Below are 16,625 nucleotides of genomic sequence, written 5' to 3' on the forward strand. Positions count from 1 at the left end.
GCGCGTGCGAGGCAGGACGTCGGTCCGGGCAGCCGGAACGGGCGGCCGGCGCCCGTCAGAAAGGACTCCCCTGCCCGCGCCCGGCGGCTCGCTGTCGCTGTCGTCGCGCTGCGCCGTCACCTGCACCACGGGAACCGGACAGAGACGGTGCGCTCCCGTCCGCGGTCGCGGTCGCAGATCGCGCGGGAACTGGGCTCCGCACTGGGCCTTTCCGAATCATTGGTCGCCGCAGCGCTCACCGTCCTCGAACAGCGGGGCGACATCGCGGTCGTTGACGGGAGTGCGATCTACCTCGAGCCGGGACAGCCGCACCCCGACGACGCCGAGATCACCGCCCACATCCGCGCGCGGATCACGCCCGACGGCTACCGCCCCGGCCAGGCTCTGCCACTGGGCCTGATCGCCCACGACTGCAAGGTCCCCGTCGCCCAGGTCCGCCGCGCCTGCCGTCCCCTGATCAGCACCCGGAACCTGCGGAGCCTGCCCAACGGCCCACACGGCCCCGGCGTCTACGTCCGTGAAGCGCCCTCCGGAGCGCCCAGGCCGCAGGCCGCAGGCGACCAGGAGTGAGCAACCGCAACGGCATCCTCCACGCGGAGAGCCTCACGCGTACGGCTTCGCCTTCCCTTCCCCGTTCGCCGCACCGCTCCAGGAGGCAGCCCATGCCCGCGCTCACAGCCGGCGTGTCCTTCACCGACCTGTCGGCGTACGCCACCCACCTGGTCGTCCGCGCCGCAAGGAAGCTCGGCCCCACCCCGGTCGTCGTCGCCTCCATCCCGTCGCTGGATACCTTCGCCTTCCACGTCCACATCGGCGACCTGCGCCTGATCGCGAAGGTCAGCATCCTCGGGGTGCCGCTGGCCGTCGCGCTGCGTGGCACATACGGCGACCTCGGGCAGCTCAATGCCCGTATGGCCGCGTACACCCGCACGAGCGCGGACCGCGCCGCCGAACAGCAGCAACACCTCCTGCTGCTGGCGGATGCGGGGCTGAACGCGGTCCACCCGGCGGGCGCCGTCGGAGGCGTGCTGTTCACCCACGCCGTCGACGAGCGCACCCCACTCTCGGAGATCCTGCGTACGCAGCCGGAGCGTGCCGACGAGCTGCTGGGGGCCGTACTGACCAACGTCCGCACCGCGCTGCGCAGCCCGGACCTGGCCAGGGCCTCGCTCGACGTGCCGGGCTGCAAGATCACCAGCTCCCTGCTGCACGGGCTGGGCGCCAGCAGCAACTGGGCCTACTTCCTCGGACAAGCCGGTCGCCTGTCCGGCCCCCGGGTGCCAGGCATCGTGGCAGTCCTGGACGCCACCGTGCGGCGTCTCGTCCCGCTCGTACGTTCCCTGGAGGGGCCAAGGGGACTGGTCTACGGAGCTCTTCACCCCGACCACGTCCTCGTCGGCGACGCCGCCCAGAGCACGCCGGTCCTGCTGAGCCCGTCGCTCCAACGCGGGCCGCTCGAAGCCGACCCGGCACGGCTGATCTCGCGCACCGTCCTCGGTGTCGTCACCGACCCGCACCCCCAGCATGGCTCTGAGCCGGTGTTCCACGCGATCGACCAGCTCGTCGCCGGCCTCACCGCAGTCCGCCCTCCCCATGCCAGGCATCAGATGCTGCGCGGCCTGCTGACCTTGTGGGCAGCCGACACCGCCGGCACGCTCGCCGCCGTGCTGACCACCCCCCGCTCAGTGCCCGTCCCGGCCGGCGCTCTGGCCATCGTCAACCAGGCCACCGTCGTCTGCACCCTGCTGCACCGTGTGACCAACGCGGCCATGGCCTACGCCGGTGGCCTCGAAGCCGCCTGGAAGAACCTGCTCGCCGACCTCCCCGACCTGCGATGACCGAAGACCCCGCGCACTCACGCGCACCGCCCGCCACTGGCACCGGCGGCACCGCTCGCTGGCACCCCGCCGATCGATACAACGCCAGTCCCATGGCGGCCGTTTCGGGTCAGGGCCGCACCTCGTACCGCGACACAGAACGGAGGCACCGCGATCTTCATCCACTCCCAGCCGTCTGTGCACCTCTCCCTGCAACGGAGTTCGTCATGAGTCTGACCCTCCCGTCTGACCACCCCGTCGGCCGCTGCCCCCTTCCGGGCACGGAGGCGGAGGACCTGGAGCGTCCCGAGGTCGCCCTCGCGGTCGCCTCCGTGATCGGCATGGCCGGCCTCGTGATCCGGTCCCGTGGCTGGACCAGCCACTACCAGTCACCCCAGGTACCCGAGGACGCCCACCACCCCTGCACGATCCGGCAGGCACTCGACGCCGTCACCCGCGCCTCGTCGGGCCTTCCCGCAGCTCTGCGCGACCACGCCCTACGGCGCCTGGACGCCGCCGCCTCCGAGCGGGCCCAGGCGGGACGGCACCGCTGCGAGATCACCGTGGAGACCTGGGAGAAGACTCACGGCCGAACCCCGGCCGACGTACTGGACCTGCTGACCTCGACAGCCCACCGCCTCAGACTCCACGCCGCGTGACCCACCGGCGCCATCTCCTACCTGCCACGCCGACCTTCCGGAGCCCGTTATGAGCGTGTCCCTCGAACCCCCCGTCACCCCGAAAGCGCCGCACGAGAGCATCGTGCGGGCGGCGACGGTGGCCGCGGACCAGTTCTTCGCCACCCTGCCGCTGCCCGAGCGGGTCGACGCAATGGCCAGCGTGGTCATCACGCACGTGCTGCCCGGCCAGATGAACTTTCTCCCCGCTCTGGACCGGATGCTCCCTGTCGCGGCCGTGCTGCCGAAGCCCAAGTCGGCCGACCGCCGCACCCTGGACCAGGTGTCCGCGGTCTACCCGTGCGACCAGCTCGACCGTGACCGGTTCACCGACCCGGACTGGCTCGGCCCGTACCTCCACGACCGCGCGGCCGGGCGCAGGCTCGTACTGGCCGACATCGGCGGCTACTTCGCCCCCTGCCTGAAGGATCTGGTCACCTCGTACCCCGACCTGATCGCGGGTGTGGTGGAGGACACCGAGAACGGCCTGCGCCGCTACCTGGCCCTCCCCGAGGTGCCCTGCCCCGTCTTCCACGTCGCACGCAGCCCCCTCAAGGAGCCCGAGGACCAGCTCGTCGGCGCCGCGATCGTGGTGTCGGTGGAGAGCCTGCTGGGCCGTCTCGGCGAAGTGCTGTCCGGGCGGGAAGCCTGTGTGCTCGGATACGGAAAGATCGGCGCCGGCATCGCGGCGGCACTGATAGCGCGGCGGGTGCGCGTGACCGTGATCGACACCGATCCGATCCGGCAGACCCAGGCCGTGGCCAGCGGCTTCACCACGGCCCCGCTCCACGAGGCGCTCGCGCGCAGCGAGCTGGTGTTCAGCGCCACCGGGGCCCGGGCCCTGGGAATGGAGCACCTGGGGCTGCTGCGGGACGGGGCGTTCATCGCCGGCGGTACCTCGGCGGACGACGAGTTCGACCTGACGCCGCTGGGCAGCGCGAGCAGCGGGTACCGGCGCGAGACCGTAGCGCCCGGCATCGCCCGGTACGAACGGGAAGGCCGCGCCTTTCACCTGCTGGGCAACGGCAACGCGGTGAACTTCGTGCACAGCTCCGCTCTCGGACCGGCGATCCACGTCATCAAGGCCGAGATCCTGGCAGCGGCCGGGATGCTGGCCACCCAGCGCATCCCCGCTGTGCTCCACGAGGTGCCCAACACCACGCGTTCGGTCATCGCGGCGAAGTGGCTGGAGGCGTTCCAGCCTGTTCCCTCCGCTCCCGTCGTCGCGCCTGCGGCCGTCGCGCACGGAGGGACCCAGTGATCGTCGCGACCGAAGGCGTGAGCTGCACGGGCAAGAGCACCCTGGCCTCCGAACTGGGCCGCCGACTGGGCTACCCCGTGATCGGCTGCTACCGGCACGTGACCGGGAATCCCGACGCCCTGGGAGCACCCGAGGCCCGGTCCGCGGCCGAGCTGCTCGCGGCGCTGGAGGCCCACCTCGTCGTCGAGCAGACGCGCAACGAAAGGGCGCGGGAGGCAGTAGCCGTGTACGGGGGCGTGGTCCTGGACCGCAGCGCCGACACCCTGCTGGCACACCTGTCCGCCATCGACGCCCTCCACGGGTTCGGCGCCCTGACCGCGGGCCGACGCCGGGTGAAGGAGGCTGTCTCCGCCGGCGCAGTCGCGGTCCCCGACCTGACGCTGCTGCTGACCGCCCGGCCGGACACGCTGGCCGAGCGAGCCCGCGAACGCCCGGGGCTGCCGGAGATCTACTACAACCAGGCGTTCGCGGAGCACTTCGCCCGCCACTTCGAAGAGCCGGTCGCCGCCCGGGTGGTGCGGGTGGACGCCGACCTGCCCGCCCTGAAGGTGGCGCAGGACGCGCTCGGACACATCGCGGATGCGGGGCGAGCGTGATGTTCGCCTTCGGACTCTGCGTCGACCGGCGCTACCTGCTTCCGTCACTGGTCACCCTGACCTCGCTCGCTGACTCCCTCACCCCTCGAAACCGCACCCAGGCCGCGGTACGAATCCTCACCCCGGACCTGAGCCGGGGTGAGGCGCGGCTGATGGCCGACCTCGCAAAGCGGGCCGGTTTCGGCTCGTTCCGGCTGCGGCGCCAATCACCCCCGAGCGGGGCGGTCATGGCCGACACCGCCTACATCACCGACACCGCGTATCTGCGGTTCGGATTCGACACCCGCTTCGTCGACCGCCCGTACCTGATCTACGTGGATGGCGACACCCTCGCCGTGGACGACATCTCCACGCCCCTCGCCTCGCTCCCGCCGGGGCGGCTCGGGGTCGTGCACGACGACTTCAACCCGGCCATCGGGCAGTCCAAAGCCCTGCCCGGCCTCGCCGAGGACCAGCCGCAATTGGTGGGACGCCCGTACTACAACGGCGGGATGTGGTGGCTGGCCACAGCGCTACTCCCCCACATCCACACGGGCGTGCGCACCGCGTTGCGCACCGGCGCCCGCTACATCTTCCACAACGACCAGGACGCCCTGAACCTGTGGGCCCTCAACCGGTGGGCGCAGGACGGCACCGAGGTACTGCACCGCGTACCGGACCGGTTCAACACCTTCGAGCTGGGTCGCTTCCTGGAACGCAGTAACTGGGTCCGCCGCTACACCCTGCGGCCGGCCGAGCGCAGTGACGCCGCGCTCGTGCACTACGTCGGCAGCCAGAAACCGTGGCTGCCGTCCTGCCCGCCGACGCCCGACGTGCGCCTGTACCGGACGTGCCTGGCCCGCACGGTGCGACAGCTTGACCGGCTCGGCCATCACAGCGTGGACGGCGCCGAGTTCGCGGAGGCGTCATGACCGACGCATCCGGCCTCGGTGCCGTACGGACCGCGTGCAACCGGCTGCTCGGTGCCGCGCCCATGCGGGCGGTCCCGTTGGCGCGGTCCGAGCACTCGGCCGTCTTCCGCGTCTGGCTGCCCGATGTCGAGCGGCCGGTGATCGTCAAGGTCTACCAGGGCACGGCCGCCTGGAAGGCCGCCAAGGAGCAGCGAGTCATCGAGGGGCTCGCCGCTAGCGGGCACAAGGCGTTCACGACGCCGGCGGTGCTCGCCGCAGGGCTGCTGCCCGACGGCGTTCGCGCTCTGTGCCTGCAAGACGGCGGGACCAGCCTGCAGGACGCCCTCGACCAGTTCCGCTACCCCCGCACCAAGGCCCTGTCCGTCCTGAACAAGCTGCTCGCCGGCGTCCACCTCCAGCCGGATCTGCAGGTCCCCCGCCTGCGCTCCCTCGCCGAGCAGGTCCGTCACCTCCAGGACCGGCTGCCGCCCTCGGTGCACGACGCCACCGCGCAGGTCCTGGACGACGTCCTGACCGCGGGGGCGCGGGCCGAGCAGGTGTGGTGCCACGGGGACCTGCACTTCGCCAACATCCTCCTGCCCGAAGGCCAACGGGACGCTCCTCCCTGCCTCATCGACTTCGAGGAGACCACGTACGCCCCGGCCGCCTACGACCTCGCGCAGAGCGCCGTCACCACCGAGACCCTCGACCCGGCCGGTCTCGCCATGCTCACCCGCGGCCACGACGTCGACCCCCGCCTCCTGGAGGGCCTGATCGTCTTCCATTGCCTGCGCGGCCGGTTCTACGCCGACCGCGACACCGCCCGCTGGCACACCCGGCTCGAGGCCGCGCTCACGCGTGCCCACCACCCCCGTACGCACTCCCTCCGACCGAGAGGCTTCTGATGAACCCACCCGAACCGCACCGGCCCATGGTGTCGGTCGTCATACCGGCATTCAACGAAGCCGGGTACCTGCCCGACCACCTGCCCACCGTCCTGGACTCCCTGCGCACCTGGGAGAAGGACAGCGGCCACCAGGGCGAAGTGATCGTCGTCGACAACGCCAGCACTGATGACACCGCCGCCCTCGCGGCCGGCCTCGGAGCGCGCGTGGTGGCCGAACCGGTGCGCGGCATCGGACGGGCCCGCAACACCGGAGCCGCAGCCGCCCACGGACGCTTCCTCGTCTTCATCGACGCCGACGTCCTGTTCCCCATCGAAGGCATTGCCGACGCCGTCGCCGCCATGGACTCCGGGTGCAGCGTCGGTGGGGCGATCCCGCCCCACTACGCCCCGACCAAGCGCGCCACCCGTCTCCTGTTCGCCATGTGGGCGTTGATGCGGCGCTTCAAGGGCGGCGCCCAGGGCGTCACCCAGTTCTGCACGCGTGACGCGTTCGCCGCCCTCGGCGGCTACGAGGCCGAGATGTACATGAGCGAGGACGTGGAGTTCTTCGCCCGCCTCACCCGGTACGGGCGCAACGTCGGCCGGCCGATCGTCTACCTGTCCCACCTGCGCGTCATCCCCTCGCCCCGCCGATTCGAGACCTGGCCCAGCTGGCGGATGATCTGGTGGACGAACCCGGTCGTCGCCCAGCTCGCGCCCCGCTCCCGCCGCTTCTGGAACCGCTGGTACGACAAGACCGTTCGCTGAGGTGACCTCCCCCATGACCACGCACACGACAGCCCTGTTCCCGATCGCCCTGCCGCTGCCCGACGCCGATGGCGTCTACTCCTTCGCCGACGACCTCGCCCGCGCCCACGCCAGCCACCAGGCCCTGCTGGACGCTGCTGCCTGCGACGGCGACACCATGCTCGTGGACGTCACCGCCCCCTACAGCGGCGCCCGCTACCGGGTCGCCCGCCGGCCCGGCACCGGCCGGCCCCTGCTCGTCCTCGAACCGCACCACGACGACCTGGTCCTGTCCGCCGCCGGAACGCTGCTCGCCCAAGGCCGCCCCCTGGTCGTGATCACCGTCTTCACCAAGTCCGCCAGCGCCCACCGCACCGTGCAGGCCACCTACCCCGGAGAGCAGGAGATCTCCGCCCTCCGCGCCGCCGAGGCCCACCAGAGCCTGCTGCCCTTCGCCCACCGCCACATCCAGCTCGGCCACGCCGATGCCCGCCCCCCGTACCGGGCCTACGACCCCGCACTCCTCGACACGGTGACCACCGCGCTGGAGAGGGAGATCGCGATGGCCGGCGACGGCGAGCTCATCGCCCCGGCTGCGGTCACCCGCCACCCCGACCATCTCCTCGTCCACGAAGCCGCCCGCCGCCTGGGCTGCACCCGCTTCTGGGACGACACCGCGTTCTGGACCACCTACGGCCTCGGCGTCGACGACCGCCACCTCTTCCACCTGCGCACCGGCAACACCCTGGCCGAGGAACTCGTCGACATCACCGACGTCGTCCTGGACAAGCTCACCCTCCTTCACCTGCACGGCTCCCAGCTCCAGCCCGCCAGGGCCATGTACCGACCCATCCGCTACGCCTGGACCACCGCCGCACCCCTCCACGCCGAGACGGGTGACCCGGCGCGGTTCGCCGAGCGCTTCTACCGTTTGGAGACGTCATGACGGCCCCCGCCGCCCTGCCCACGACGCCCGGTCAAGGTGGCGCCCCACCACGGACGGTGCTGTTCGCGTGGCGGCGGATTCCACCGCCGTTCCTCATCGGCGGCGCGGAAGTCTCCCAGCAGCTGCTCGCCGAGGAGTTCGCCGCGGCCGGCTGGAACACCCACTACCTCGCCAGCCACGAGCCTCCCTGGCGAGAGAGCGGATCCGATCTGCCTGAGATGCTCCAACAGCTGGAGACGAGCGGCATCGCGGTCAACCAGCCTCACCCCGGGGACCTGCGCTACACCCATCACGGAGTCCACGTCCGGGCTGTCCCCGCCGCCGAGATCGTCCCGGCTCTGCACCAGGCCCTCGACACCCTGCGACCTGACCTCGTCATCACCTCGCAGGAAGGCTCGGCCGAACTCGCCGCCCTCGCCCGCGAGCGCACAACCGTCCTGGGATGGCTGCACTCGGTCTCGGCCACCGGGATGCACGTACTGGAAGGCCGCCCCCAGGCGGCTCTTGCCGTCAGCCGCTTCGTCCTCGAGCGGGCACCCGCCGGACTGCCAACTGTCCTGCTTCACCCGCCCTTCGCCCGACCAAGCGCCCAGGCGCGGGCGGGCAGGCCGGGGGACCTGCTCATGATCAACCCGGTCCCACAGAAGGGCTCGGCACTGCTCCACCGCCTGATCCCGGCGCTGCCCGAGCGGCACTTCACCCTGGTCATGGGCTGGTGGGACACCGTGGACGATTTCCGCTCGTACCCGAACGTGAGCTACCTGCGGCGCACCTTCAACATGAGCCCGCTCTACGACTCCCACCGCCTGCTGCTGGTGCCCTCATTGGTCGAGGACGCGTTCCCCCGCGTCATCGTCGAAGCCGCCCTCCACGGCCTGCCGACACTCGGCTCGTCACGCGGAGGCATCCCCGAAGCCCTCGGCGACCACGCCCGCTGCCTACCCCCCGACGACGAACAACCGTGGGTCGACGCGATCCGCGCCCTCGACGACCACCAGCTCGGCCGCCTCGGCCAGCAAGACCAGCAGCGAGCCCAGCAGTGGCTGCGCCCGCTCCTGCCCGAACTCGCCGGCCACGGCCTCCTGCCGTAGTAGCGCCCCTACCCGGCGGATGCTCCGACGATGGCCGACCGGACCTGCGGGCGCTCCTGCGTCCACCACAGCAGTAGCTGCTCACCGGTGACCCACAGCTCGTCCGGGCCGTGATCGTTCTTGTCGTAATGCCACTGCAGCTGCCAGAAGTCGCTCGCACGCTTCCACCACAGCCGGGCTTCCGCGTCCAGCAGGGCCTCATCTTCCAGGGCCACCACCTCGCGGTACCCGGCTGTGAAGGCGGCCACCCGTTCCAGGTCGAGCCGGCCCTCGGGCAGTGTGAACCACACCTGCGCCGTACGGACGACTTCCTCGGCGTAGGGGCGCACACCGAGACGGTCCCAGTCCAGGACCGCCGAGACCTGCCCACCGTCCCACAGAACGTTCAGAGGTTGCAGGTCACCGTGTGTCCAGCCCACCGGCCCCAGTGGCACCTCGGTGTCCGGCCGCTCCTCGGCATGCCGGTCAATCAGGGCCTTGCGCCGACGCAAGGCCTCCGCAGTGAACTCGTCGAATCGAGTCCGGACGGACAGCGCGTCAACGGTGGCCAGGAAGCGGTCGGCCTCGGCCCGCGCCGACTGCGGTGCCACCACCTTTGCCCGCGGCCGTTCCCCCGGCTCCTGCAAGCCCGCGACTGAAAGCTCCCGGTGCAACCCAGCCACGAGGGCGCCAAGCCCTTGTGCCTCGTCCGGGGTCAGTTCTGGTGCGCTCCGGTGGATCCCCTGCGCCCACGGCAGCAGGCAGTATGTGTGATCACCTACCGCGGCGAGGACCTCCCCGGCTTGCGACCGCCGCGGTGCGCACACTGGAAGCCCAGCCTGCGCCAGAGGCGCCAGCGCCTCCAGGCTCCGCCGCGCCTTGGACGCCGGCACATCCTGCAGCTGCTTGAGCGCGAACACCCCGGCTTGGCTCGTCAGCCGCCAGTTGCGGTTCATCATCCCGGCATCCAGGAACTGAAGCCCCTGAACCGGCCCGAGATCGAAGGCCACGGACAGCTGCTCCAGATCCCCCGCGATGCTTTCCGCCGCAGCGGATTCCCGTGTCTCAGCGTTCACGCACCCAGCCTATCGATGCTCACGCTGCCGGTCCGGCAACCCCAATATTTCCGGGATCCTTTGTAGTGCCCTGCCCGAGGCAGACGAAGTCGACCTCGGCCTACCTCAGCGAGGGGGCGGCAGCCGTTCAGTTGCTGGTGGACTGAGTGGTGTCGGCGTAGCTGTTGAACACGTCGAGCTCGTCCTGCTCGAAGCGGCGGATACCGCCCCGGATGGAGTCGTAGCCGGCCACGACGGAGGTCGCAGTGGCGTAGACGCGCTCGTCGTCCTTGACCTCGAAGTGGAAGGTGAGGGAGACGCGCTTGATGTCGGTCACCCAGGCTTCGATGCGGACCGGGGTCTCCCAAGTCTCGAGCGGGTGCTGGTAGCGGATGGTCTGCTCGCGCAGGAGGAAGTTGCGGGCCAGGCGCTCGGCGGGGTCTTTGGGGACCAGCATGCTGAACATGCGCATGCGGGTCTCTTCCAAGAGGACGCCGTAGCGGGAGCTGTTGAGGTGTCCGTTCGCGTCGAGGTCCGACCAGCGAACGGGGCAATCGTAGATGTGTCGAGACACAGCGGCTCCTGAGGGTTGTGGGATCTGCCGCACCATCGAGGCGCCCGGCCGATCCGAGGACGGGCTGGCGCACCCTCCGTTACCGAAGGGCCCAGGGGCTGCGGGGATCGGCCGTCCGGACGTTCCGTGTCGTCCGGACGACCACGCCCCGACCCCCCAGCCCCCAGACGGAGACAGCACCAGTCGTGACAGTAAGTGACTTGCTTTGGTCAACGGGCTAGCCACACCAGCTAGCGAGGCAGGTCCTCGCCCTCTTGGAGGTCGTTGAAGATCTCACGAAGCAGGGCGGCCCGGAGGTCGACCTGGGGCAGTTGCCCATGGAGCCGGCTGATGGCCGCCTGGTCGGAGTCCGGCAGCGAGGCGCGCAGGAGTAGCTTCAGCTCCGCTCGGGCCTGGGGGTCAACGATCGGCTGGTGGATGCGGTCGACGACGGCTCCGGCCCCCAGCTGCGTGATGCCCCACTCTCCGGGGACTTCCTGGATGGCCCACACCACGGAGTGGTTCTCGGGCGACAGGGTGAGTCGGCACTCCGGCCCGGCCAGCGCGCTAAGTGTTGGGAGCGGGACGCCGTCGGGGCCGGCGAGCGCTGCGGCTTCGTCGGCGCTGTCGACGACCAGGCGGGCGGTGAGCGCACGGGCCGCACGGCGGCGGGCCGCATCGGCTTCGGCCTGGGCAGAGGGCTGCGGAGTGGCCGTGCTGGGCTCAGCATGGGCCCAGGCGTTGCGCTTGCCACCCAGGGCGTCGGTCTCGTCATCGGAGGACTCGGTCTCGACCCAAGTGATCACCACAAACCGGCAGTGCGGCATCGATGCCGGGTACAGGACGTGGGAGACGACTTCGACAGTCTCCCAGCCCAGGGCGGGGATGATCATACGGAAGACGTGGCCATCCCTGTCGGCTTCCAGATCGGCCTCGGTTCGCCAGATCCGTTCGACGTCCACGTTCTGGCGTACCTCGGCGATCAGGTCGACGAGTTCGGCGTTGTCCTTGTGGGTGGCCTGGGCGAACTTCAACAGGCGGATGTAGGCCGCGGCGTGCATTTCCCAGTCGTGGTACTGGGTGCGGGCCTCGGGGTTCGTCAGGGCCCAGCGCATGAGGTTGGCGCGCGGCTCCATGACCCAGGGCCACCACTCGGCCATCGCCGCGTTGTACGCGAGGATGTTCCAGTTGCGGTCGGTCAGGTAGGTAGGCGAGGGCATCTGCCTGTCGATCAGAAGGCGAAGCGCCCGGCGCAGTTCCGGACTGGCGTCGATCTGTGGGTCACCATCGAGCGTGGTGCCGATGTTGTAGAGCAGTAGGGCGTGGCGCTCGCTCTTGTCGAGCCCGAGCAGATCCGCGAGCGCCTCGCACTGGGGCTTGGTGAACCGGGGCGGAACGGCCCCCTTCTCCACGTTGCGGTAGGTCCGCACCCCCATACCGAGGGCCTTGGCCACCGGCGCCTGGGTGATCCCCGCCGCTTGGCGCCATCGCTTCAGCCAGCCACCGAACCCCATGAACTGACCGGCGATTTCTCCGCCGTGTGCGCCCTTGTTCTCGGCGTGGTCATCGCCGAAGGGGACTATCCCCTGAGCAACCATGAGGCTCTTCCTTGTCTCCGTGTTCTACACGGGAGGCACCTGCCTGAGGGCATGAAAAAGGGGGGCAGCGTGAATGCTGGCCCCCCGGCCTGGTGTCTCCCACAAAGACGATACGCCTAAGTAGTACCGATCAGTAATTTGTGGCCTCGACCACATGGGAGTTGGTTAAACGTGCAACCAAGCCCGCCGGTCCCGGCCGCCTTCCATGACGAATCTGGACATTCCCTCACCCGCGGTTTTCCATGATCAGGAAAGCGGCAAATTCTTGCCGGTTTTTCTTGCAAGGGGGTGAATGATCATTCATAACGCAGACGATCACCCCAGCAGGCTGGCTCCAGCTATCCAACCCCCTTGAAAATGCAGGGCGTTACCAATACCACCCATGTGACCTCCACACATCCCACACATCCGTCTACGCGCGTGGATTCGCCCTTGAGATGCCGTTGACGAAGCCTTTGCCTGCGGGCTTAAATCCAAACCTGACCAGCCGGTACAGAGCGACAGCCTGCCGGTTCATCAACGTGGGGACTCCTTTGAAGATCCTTTTTGACGTGCCTGGAGGGCGCCCGGGCGGCGCTGCCGCACAACGGCTCACATCTGCACGCTCTGGCGCATCGGCAAAATGCTTGGCGCATACAACTTTTCACGGTCCGTAGAGCCAGGTCTGGATCTTGCGCGGGTGTCTGCGTATGTTCGTCGTCCCCCACCGGGAGGCAACCCGGTGACCGGCGATAGGAACGCATGCAGGACGCACCGAGCGGCTAGTCCGTAAAGGCAATCGGCGCCCGGGAGAAGGCAACTCCCGGGCGCCGGACGCGAAGAGTCTTATCTCCAGCCGAGGCAACGGCCGGAGAGACCCGTCATCACCGCACCGGCCCTTCCAACGGGGCACACCGGCTGCGGCATCACTCAGGGAGAGTTTTGCATGGGCACGCCCCTGCGCGAAAGGCCGGACCCTCGGACCGCCGCCGCGGACTGTGCAGCGGACACCGCTCACCCGCCCATTTCGGGCCTCCGGTGCGGGGGTGAAGGCTGATGGCACGCATTCGCACCATCAAGCCCGAGGCTTTCGAATCCGAGGACCTCGCCGCCGTCGATGTCACCGCGGTGCTCACGTTCTTCGGGCTGCTGACCCAGGCGGACGACTCCGGCAGGTTCCGCGACCACTCGGCCATCATCGCGGGGCGTCTGTGGGCGCTGCGCCCGGAGCACACCCCCGCGCACGTCGCCCACGACCTGGAGCAGCTGGCCGAGGTCGGACTGGTCTGCCGGTACACCGGCTGCGACGGCAAGTCCTGGCTGCACATCGTGACCTGGGACCGGCACCAGAAGATCAACCGCGCTTCGGACTCGCGGCTGCCCCGCTGCCCGACCCACGAGGCGGCGAAGGCGTGCGGTGAGTGCGACCGCCCCCAGTGCCATACCCAGACCCGGGCGGCGACCAGCCCCCGACAGACGCCCGCCGAAGCCCACGAGGCGCCCGCCAGCACCGTCGGCGGAGGCGATTCCGCGACCGCTCACGGAGCGCTCACGCGAACCGTTCCGTCCGATTCGCCCGCATCCACCCACACCGTGACGGGCGCCACTCTCGCCCAGGAGGGTGAGATCGAGACCACATCGCCCCCGAGCCTGCCCCTCGCAAGCCCTGCAAGGGAATCCCCAGGTCAGGGCAGTGCAGCCCAAGCAGATGACGTGACGGGCGCCACATTCACTGAGGGTTCACGGTCTGGATCTAGGATCTTGGATCCTGGATCTTCCCGTAGGGGGCGCGAGGCGCCCGCACTCGGATCCTCGCCGGAAACGGTGCTGGAAGCGGCCGACGCGAGCGAGTGGTCGGCGAAGGTCTTGATGGCCGAGTACCTGCGCGGCTGCCCCGGAGGACGTCCGCCGAAGAAGGTCCTCGGGCACCTGGGCAAGGAGATCCGCTCGCTGCTGGACGAGGGCTACGGCCCCGACGTCCTGAGGCCGGCGCTGGAGCGGCTGCGCGCCAAGGGGCTGAACCCCAGCGTCCTGCCGAGTCTGGTCAACGAGCTCCTCAACGCCGGGCCGGCGCTGTCGTCGAGCTCGAGCCCGTCCTCCGCCTCCGGCGCGGGGCTCTGGGCCAGCGCCTCCCCCGCCTACACGCCTTACCGCAACCCCACCGAGCCGACCGGCATTTTCGGAGTCGCCCTGTGAACCGCACCAGCCTCGCCGACCCCCAGACCACCGCGGACAACGCTGCGATGGCCTGGATGCGGCGCAAGCTCGCCGAGCGCGGCATCGACCCCACCGCCCCCGTCGCGGACACCCCGGAAGCGATCCCCGCTCTTGAGGCCGCTCAGCTGCGAATCCCACGCGACTACCGCGAGGCGCAGGTTGAGCATCCCGCCGTGGCCGAGTGGGTCCGCACCATCGCCAGCAGCGCCGTCGGCCACGCTGCGAGCCCGCTGATCCCGCACTTCGGGACGGCCGGGCAGCGGGAGATCACCCATGGCCGCAGCCTGCTGTTGTGGGGCTCGACCGGGGCCGGCAAGACGCACCAGGCGTACGCCGCAATCCGCTCCCTGACCGCCGCCGGGTGCGGGGTGCGCTGGCACGCCACGACCGCCGCCGACCTGTACGGCGAGATGCGGGCCCGGGGCGGCGCCGATCCGGAGTACCTGCTGCGCCGGATCGTACGGATCCCGCTGCTGCTCCTGGACGACCTCGGTGCCGCGAAGGCGTCCGAGTGGAACGAGGAGATCACCTTCCGCCTGCTGAACTGGCGGGCGCAGAACCAGCTGCCGACGATCGTCACCTCGAACCTGCCGCCGGTCCGCATGCCGGGGATGGCTTCCGGCCAGCCGGTGCTGCGGGACAAGGTCGGCGACCGCGTGCTGAGCCGCCTGTCCGGCATGTGCACCCCGGTCCATCTCGACGGACCCGACCGCCGCTTCCGCGCCGCCTGACCCGCCGCGCCCACCACCTTCCACCGCCCGGCCCGCGAGCCGGTCCGCCGGCGCCCGCCGCCGCGTGCCGCACCCGCTCGCCGCCGCCCGGCATGCCCTGGAGACCCATCCCATGCGCCACATCACCACCAACACCCAGCCCGTCCCGGAACTGCGCGGCATCGCCGACATCTCGTGGCACGACCAAAGGAACTGCCGCGACCTCGACCCTGCGGAAGCCGACCGGCTGTTCTTCCCCGCGCCGCGAGCCCACACCGACATCGCCGAGGCCAAGACCCTGTGCGGCGCCTGCCCCGTGCGCCAGGCTTGCTTCACCCACGCCCTGGACAACGACATCCGGTGGGGCTTGTGGGGCGGGCTGACCGAGGCGGAACGGAAGCCCTGGCGTGCCAAGGTCGCCAAGCGGCTCGACTACCAGCGGGTCCGCGCCGCCCTCATGGGCCGGGACGTCCATCTCTCCGCCGCTGAACGCGATGCCGTCTCTCGCGCCGCCTACGTACGCGGATGGAGCGCACCGCGGCTGGCCTACGCCCTCGGGGTCGAACTCGACCACGCCCGCGACCTCCTGCGTGAGGCCCGCCACGCGGTGGCCGACCGCGACCGGTACTGGAAGGTCCCGACCGCGGACAGCGAAGAAGCTGGCACTCCGGACCAGGGCGAGGAAGTCAGCAGCGAGACCGCCCCCGAGGAAACGTTCTGCCAGGTGCCCCGCCAGGCCCAGACGCACGAACTGATCAACGCCCTGAAGAAGGCGGCCTGAACTGCCCGGCACGACTCCCCGCCCGGTCCGCCCCAGGCGGACGCACACCACATCCCCCAGCGAGCCCGGAGAAAGGGAGCCCTTGACCGAGGAGACCGCCGACCGATACGCCCTGATCGCTGCCGGGACAGTGATCATCGTCCTGACCGGCGCCGGATTCTGGCTCTCCTACGCCCACCTCGCCGAAGTCGCAGGGCGACACGGCCTGGACCGCTCGCCCATCCGGCAGTGGGCCTGGCCCGCCACGCTGGACATGTTCATTGTCGCTGGCGAACTGCTCATGCTGCGGGCCGGACTTCGCAGGGTGACGGACTGGTGGGCGGTCGGACTGACGGCTGTCGGGTCACTCGGATCGATCGCCCTGAACGTGGCCGGCGTGAACGGCACCACAGCCGGACCTGTTCCGCTCCTGGACTATCTGGTCGCAGCGGTCCCACCGACCGGCGCGATGCTGGCCTTCGGAGTCCTGATGAGGCAGATCCAGCAGCGCGTCGCCAGGCCCGTCCGAAACAGCCGGACCGAAACCCGGACCGAGCCGGGACCGAGCGGGACCGCCGGACCACAGGACCGCACGGAAACCCGGACCGGACCCAACCTGGACCGGACCGACACCCCCACCGGACCGCTCCGCCCCGGACCGAAACCCGGACCGGACCCGGACCCAACCCGGACCGCCGGACCACAGGACCGCACGGAAACCCGGACCGGACCCAACCCGGACCGGACCGACACCCCCACCGGACCGCCCCGCCCCGGACCGAAACCCGGACCGGACCCGGACCCAACCCGGACCGCCGGACCACAGGACCGCACGGAAACCCGGACCGGACCCAACCCGGACC

Annotated in this window: 17 protein-coding genes; 14 read left to right on the forward strand and 3 right to left on the reverse strand. The window is 70.3% G+C overall.

Going from position 1 to position 16,625, the window contains the following annotated elements; translation table 11 throughout:
* Positions 1-147 precede the first annotated feature (147 nt).
* From AB0D94_RS08050 to AB0D94_RS08095, 10 genes are all read left to right on the forward strand, one after another.
* The gene (locus AB0D94_RS08050) at positions 148-570 is read left to right on the forward strand and encodes a hypothetical protein (RefSeq protein ID WP_362047292.1); all 423 of its coding nucleotides are present in this window, start codon (positions 148-150) and stop codon (positions 568-570) included.
* 92 nt (positions 571-662) lie between these two features.
* Positions 663-1,838 (forward strand): hypothetical protein, encoded by a 1,176-nt coding sequence (locus AB0D94_RS08055; protein ID WP_362047295.1) that lies wholly within the window; start codon positions 663-665, stop codon positions 1,836-1,838.
* A 206-nt stretch (positions 1,839-2,044) separates the two neighbouring features.
* The gene (locus AB0D94_RS08060) at positions 2,045-2,476 is read left to right on the forward strand and encodes a hypothetical protein (protein WP_362047298.1); all 432 of its coding nucleotides are present in this window, start codon (positions 2,045-2,047) and stop codon (positions 2,474-2,476) included.
* Positions 2,477-2,525: 49 nt separating this feature from the next.
* Positions 2,526-3,755, forward strand: a complete 1,230-nt coding sequence (locus AB0D94_RS08065) for an NAD(P)-dependent oxidoreductase (RefSeq protein ID WP_362047302.1) — start codon at positions 2,526-2,528, stop codon at positions 3,753-3,755.
* Positions 3,752-4,351: a hypothetical protein gene (locus AB0D94_RS08070; RefSeq protein WP_362047305.1), complete on the forward strand. Its 600-nt coding sequence runs from the start codon at positions 3,752-3,754 to the stop codon at positions 4,349-4,351. Before AB0D94_RS08065 ends, AB0D94_RS08070 begins: the two co-directional genes overlap by 4 nt.
* Positions 4,351-5,262, forward strand: coding sequence for a glycosyltransferase (locus tag AB0D94_RS08075; RefSeq protein ID WP_362047308.1), 912 nt, complete (start codon positions 4,351-4,353; stop codon positions 5,260-5,262). Before AB0D94_RS08070 ends, AB0D94_RS08075 begins: the two co-directional genes overlap by 1 nt.
* Positions 5,259-6,146, forward strand: a complete 888-nt coding sequence (locus AB0D94_RS08080; RefSeq protein WP_362047311.1) for an aminoglycoside phosphotransferase family protein — start codon at positions 5,259-5,261, stop codon at positions 6,144-6,146. The genes AB0D94_RS08075 and AB0D94_RS08080 overlap by 4 nt, the downstream gene beginning before the upstream one ends.
* Positions 6,146-6,895, forward strand: coding sequence for a glycosyltransferase (locus tag AB0D94_RS08085; RefSeq protein WP_362047314.1), 750 nt, complete (start codon positions 6,146-6,148; stop codon positions 6,893-6,895). Before AB0D94_RS08080 ends, AB0D94_RS08085 begins: the two co-directional genes overlap by 1 nt.
* Positions 6,896-6,908: 13 nt before the next feature.
* Positions 6,909-7,820 carry a PIG-L family deacetylase gene (locus AB0D94_RS08090; protein WP_362047317.1) on the forward strand — a complete coding sequence of 304 codons (912 nt, stop codon included), beginning with the start codon at positions 6,909-6,911 and terminating at the stop codon, positions 7,818-7,820.
* Positions 7,817-8,911 (forward strand): glycosyltransferase, encoded by a 1,095-nt coding sequence (locus AB0D94_RS08095; protein ID WP_362047320.1) that lies wholly within the window; start codon positions 7,817-7,819, stop codon positions 8,909-8,911. The genes AB0D94_RS08090 and AB0D94_RS08095 overlap by 4 nt, the downstream gene beginning before the upstream one ends.
* A gap of 8 nt (positions 8,912-8,919) precedes the next feature.
* On the opposite strand, the gene AB0D94_RS08100 is transcribed toward AB0D94_RS08095, so the two are convergent.
* From AB0D94_RS08100 to AB0D94_RS08110, 3 genes are all read right to left on the reverse strand, one after another.
* Positions 8,920-9,966: a phosphotransferase gene (locus tag AB0D94_RS08100; protein ID WP_362047323.1), complete on the reverse strand. Its 1,047-nt coding sequence runs from the start codon at positions 9,964-9,966 to the stop codon at positions 8,920-8,922.
* Positions 9,967-10,093: 127 nt separating this feature from the next.
* Entirely contained in the window at positions 10,094-10,519 is a 426-nt protein-coding gene (locus AB0D94_RS08105) for a thioesterase family protein (protein WP_362047326.1), read from the reverse strand.
* A 230-nt stretch (positions 10,520-10,749) separates the two neighbouring features.
* Positions 10,750-12,096 carry a helix-turn-helix transcriptional regulator gene (locus AB0D94_RS08110; protein ID WP_362047329.1) on the reverse strand — a complete coding sequence of 449 codons (1,347 nt, stop codon included), beginning with the start codon at positions 12,094-12,096 and terminating at the stop codon, positions 10,750-10,752.
* A 1,035-nt stretch (positions 12,097-13,131) separates the two neighbouring features.
* Here AB0D94_RS08110 and AB0D94_RS08115 point away from each other — a divergent pair.
* From AB0D94_RS08115 to AB0D94_RS08130, 4 genes are all read left to right on the forward strand, one after another.
* Positions 13,132-14,271 (forward strand): hypothetical protein, encoded by a 1,140-nt coding sequence (locus tag AB0D94_RS08115; RefSeq protein ID WP_362047332.1) that lies wholly within the window; start codon positions 13,132-13,134, stop codon positions 14,269-14,271.
* Positions 14,268-15,023: an ATP-binding protein gene (locus tag AB0D94_RS08120; RefSeq protein WP_362047335.1), complete on the forward strand. Its 756-nt coding sequence runs from the start codon at positions 14,268-14,270 to the stop codon at positions 15,021-15,023. The genes AB0D94_RS08115 and AB0D94_RS08120 overlap by 4 nt, the downstream gene beginning before the upstream one ends.
* Before the next feature lie 112 nt (positions 15,024-15,135).
* Positions 15,136-15,783: a WhiB family transcriptional regulator gene (locus AB0D94_RS08125; RefSeq protein WP_362047338.1), complete on the forward strand. Its 648-nt coding sequence runs from the start codon at positions 15,136-15,138 to the stop codon at positions 15,781-15,783.
* Between the two features lie 82 nt (positions 15,784-15,865).
* Positions 15,866-16,625, forward strand: a 760-nt coding sequence (locus tag AB0D94_RS08130) for a DUF2637 domain-containing protein (protein ID WP_362047341.1), incomplete at its 3' end; no start/stop codon positions are given.

The sequence above is a fragment of the Streptomyces sp. NPDC048255 genome (genome assembly GCF_040652415.1).
GTDB lineage: Bacteria > Actinomycetota > Actinomycetes > Streptomycetales > Streptomycetaceae > Streptomyces.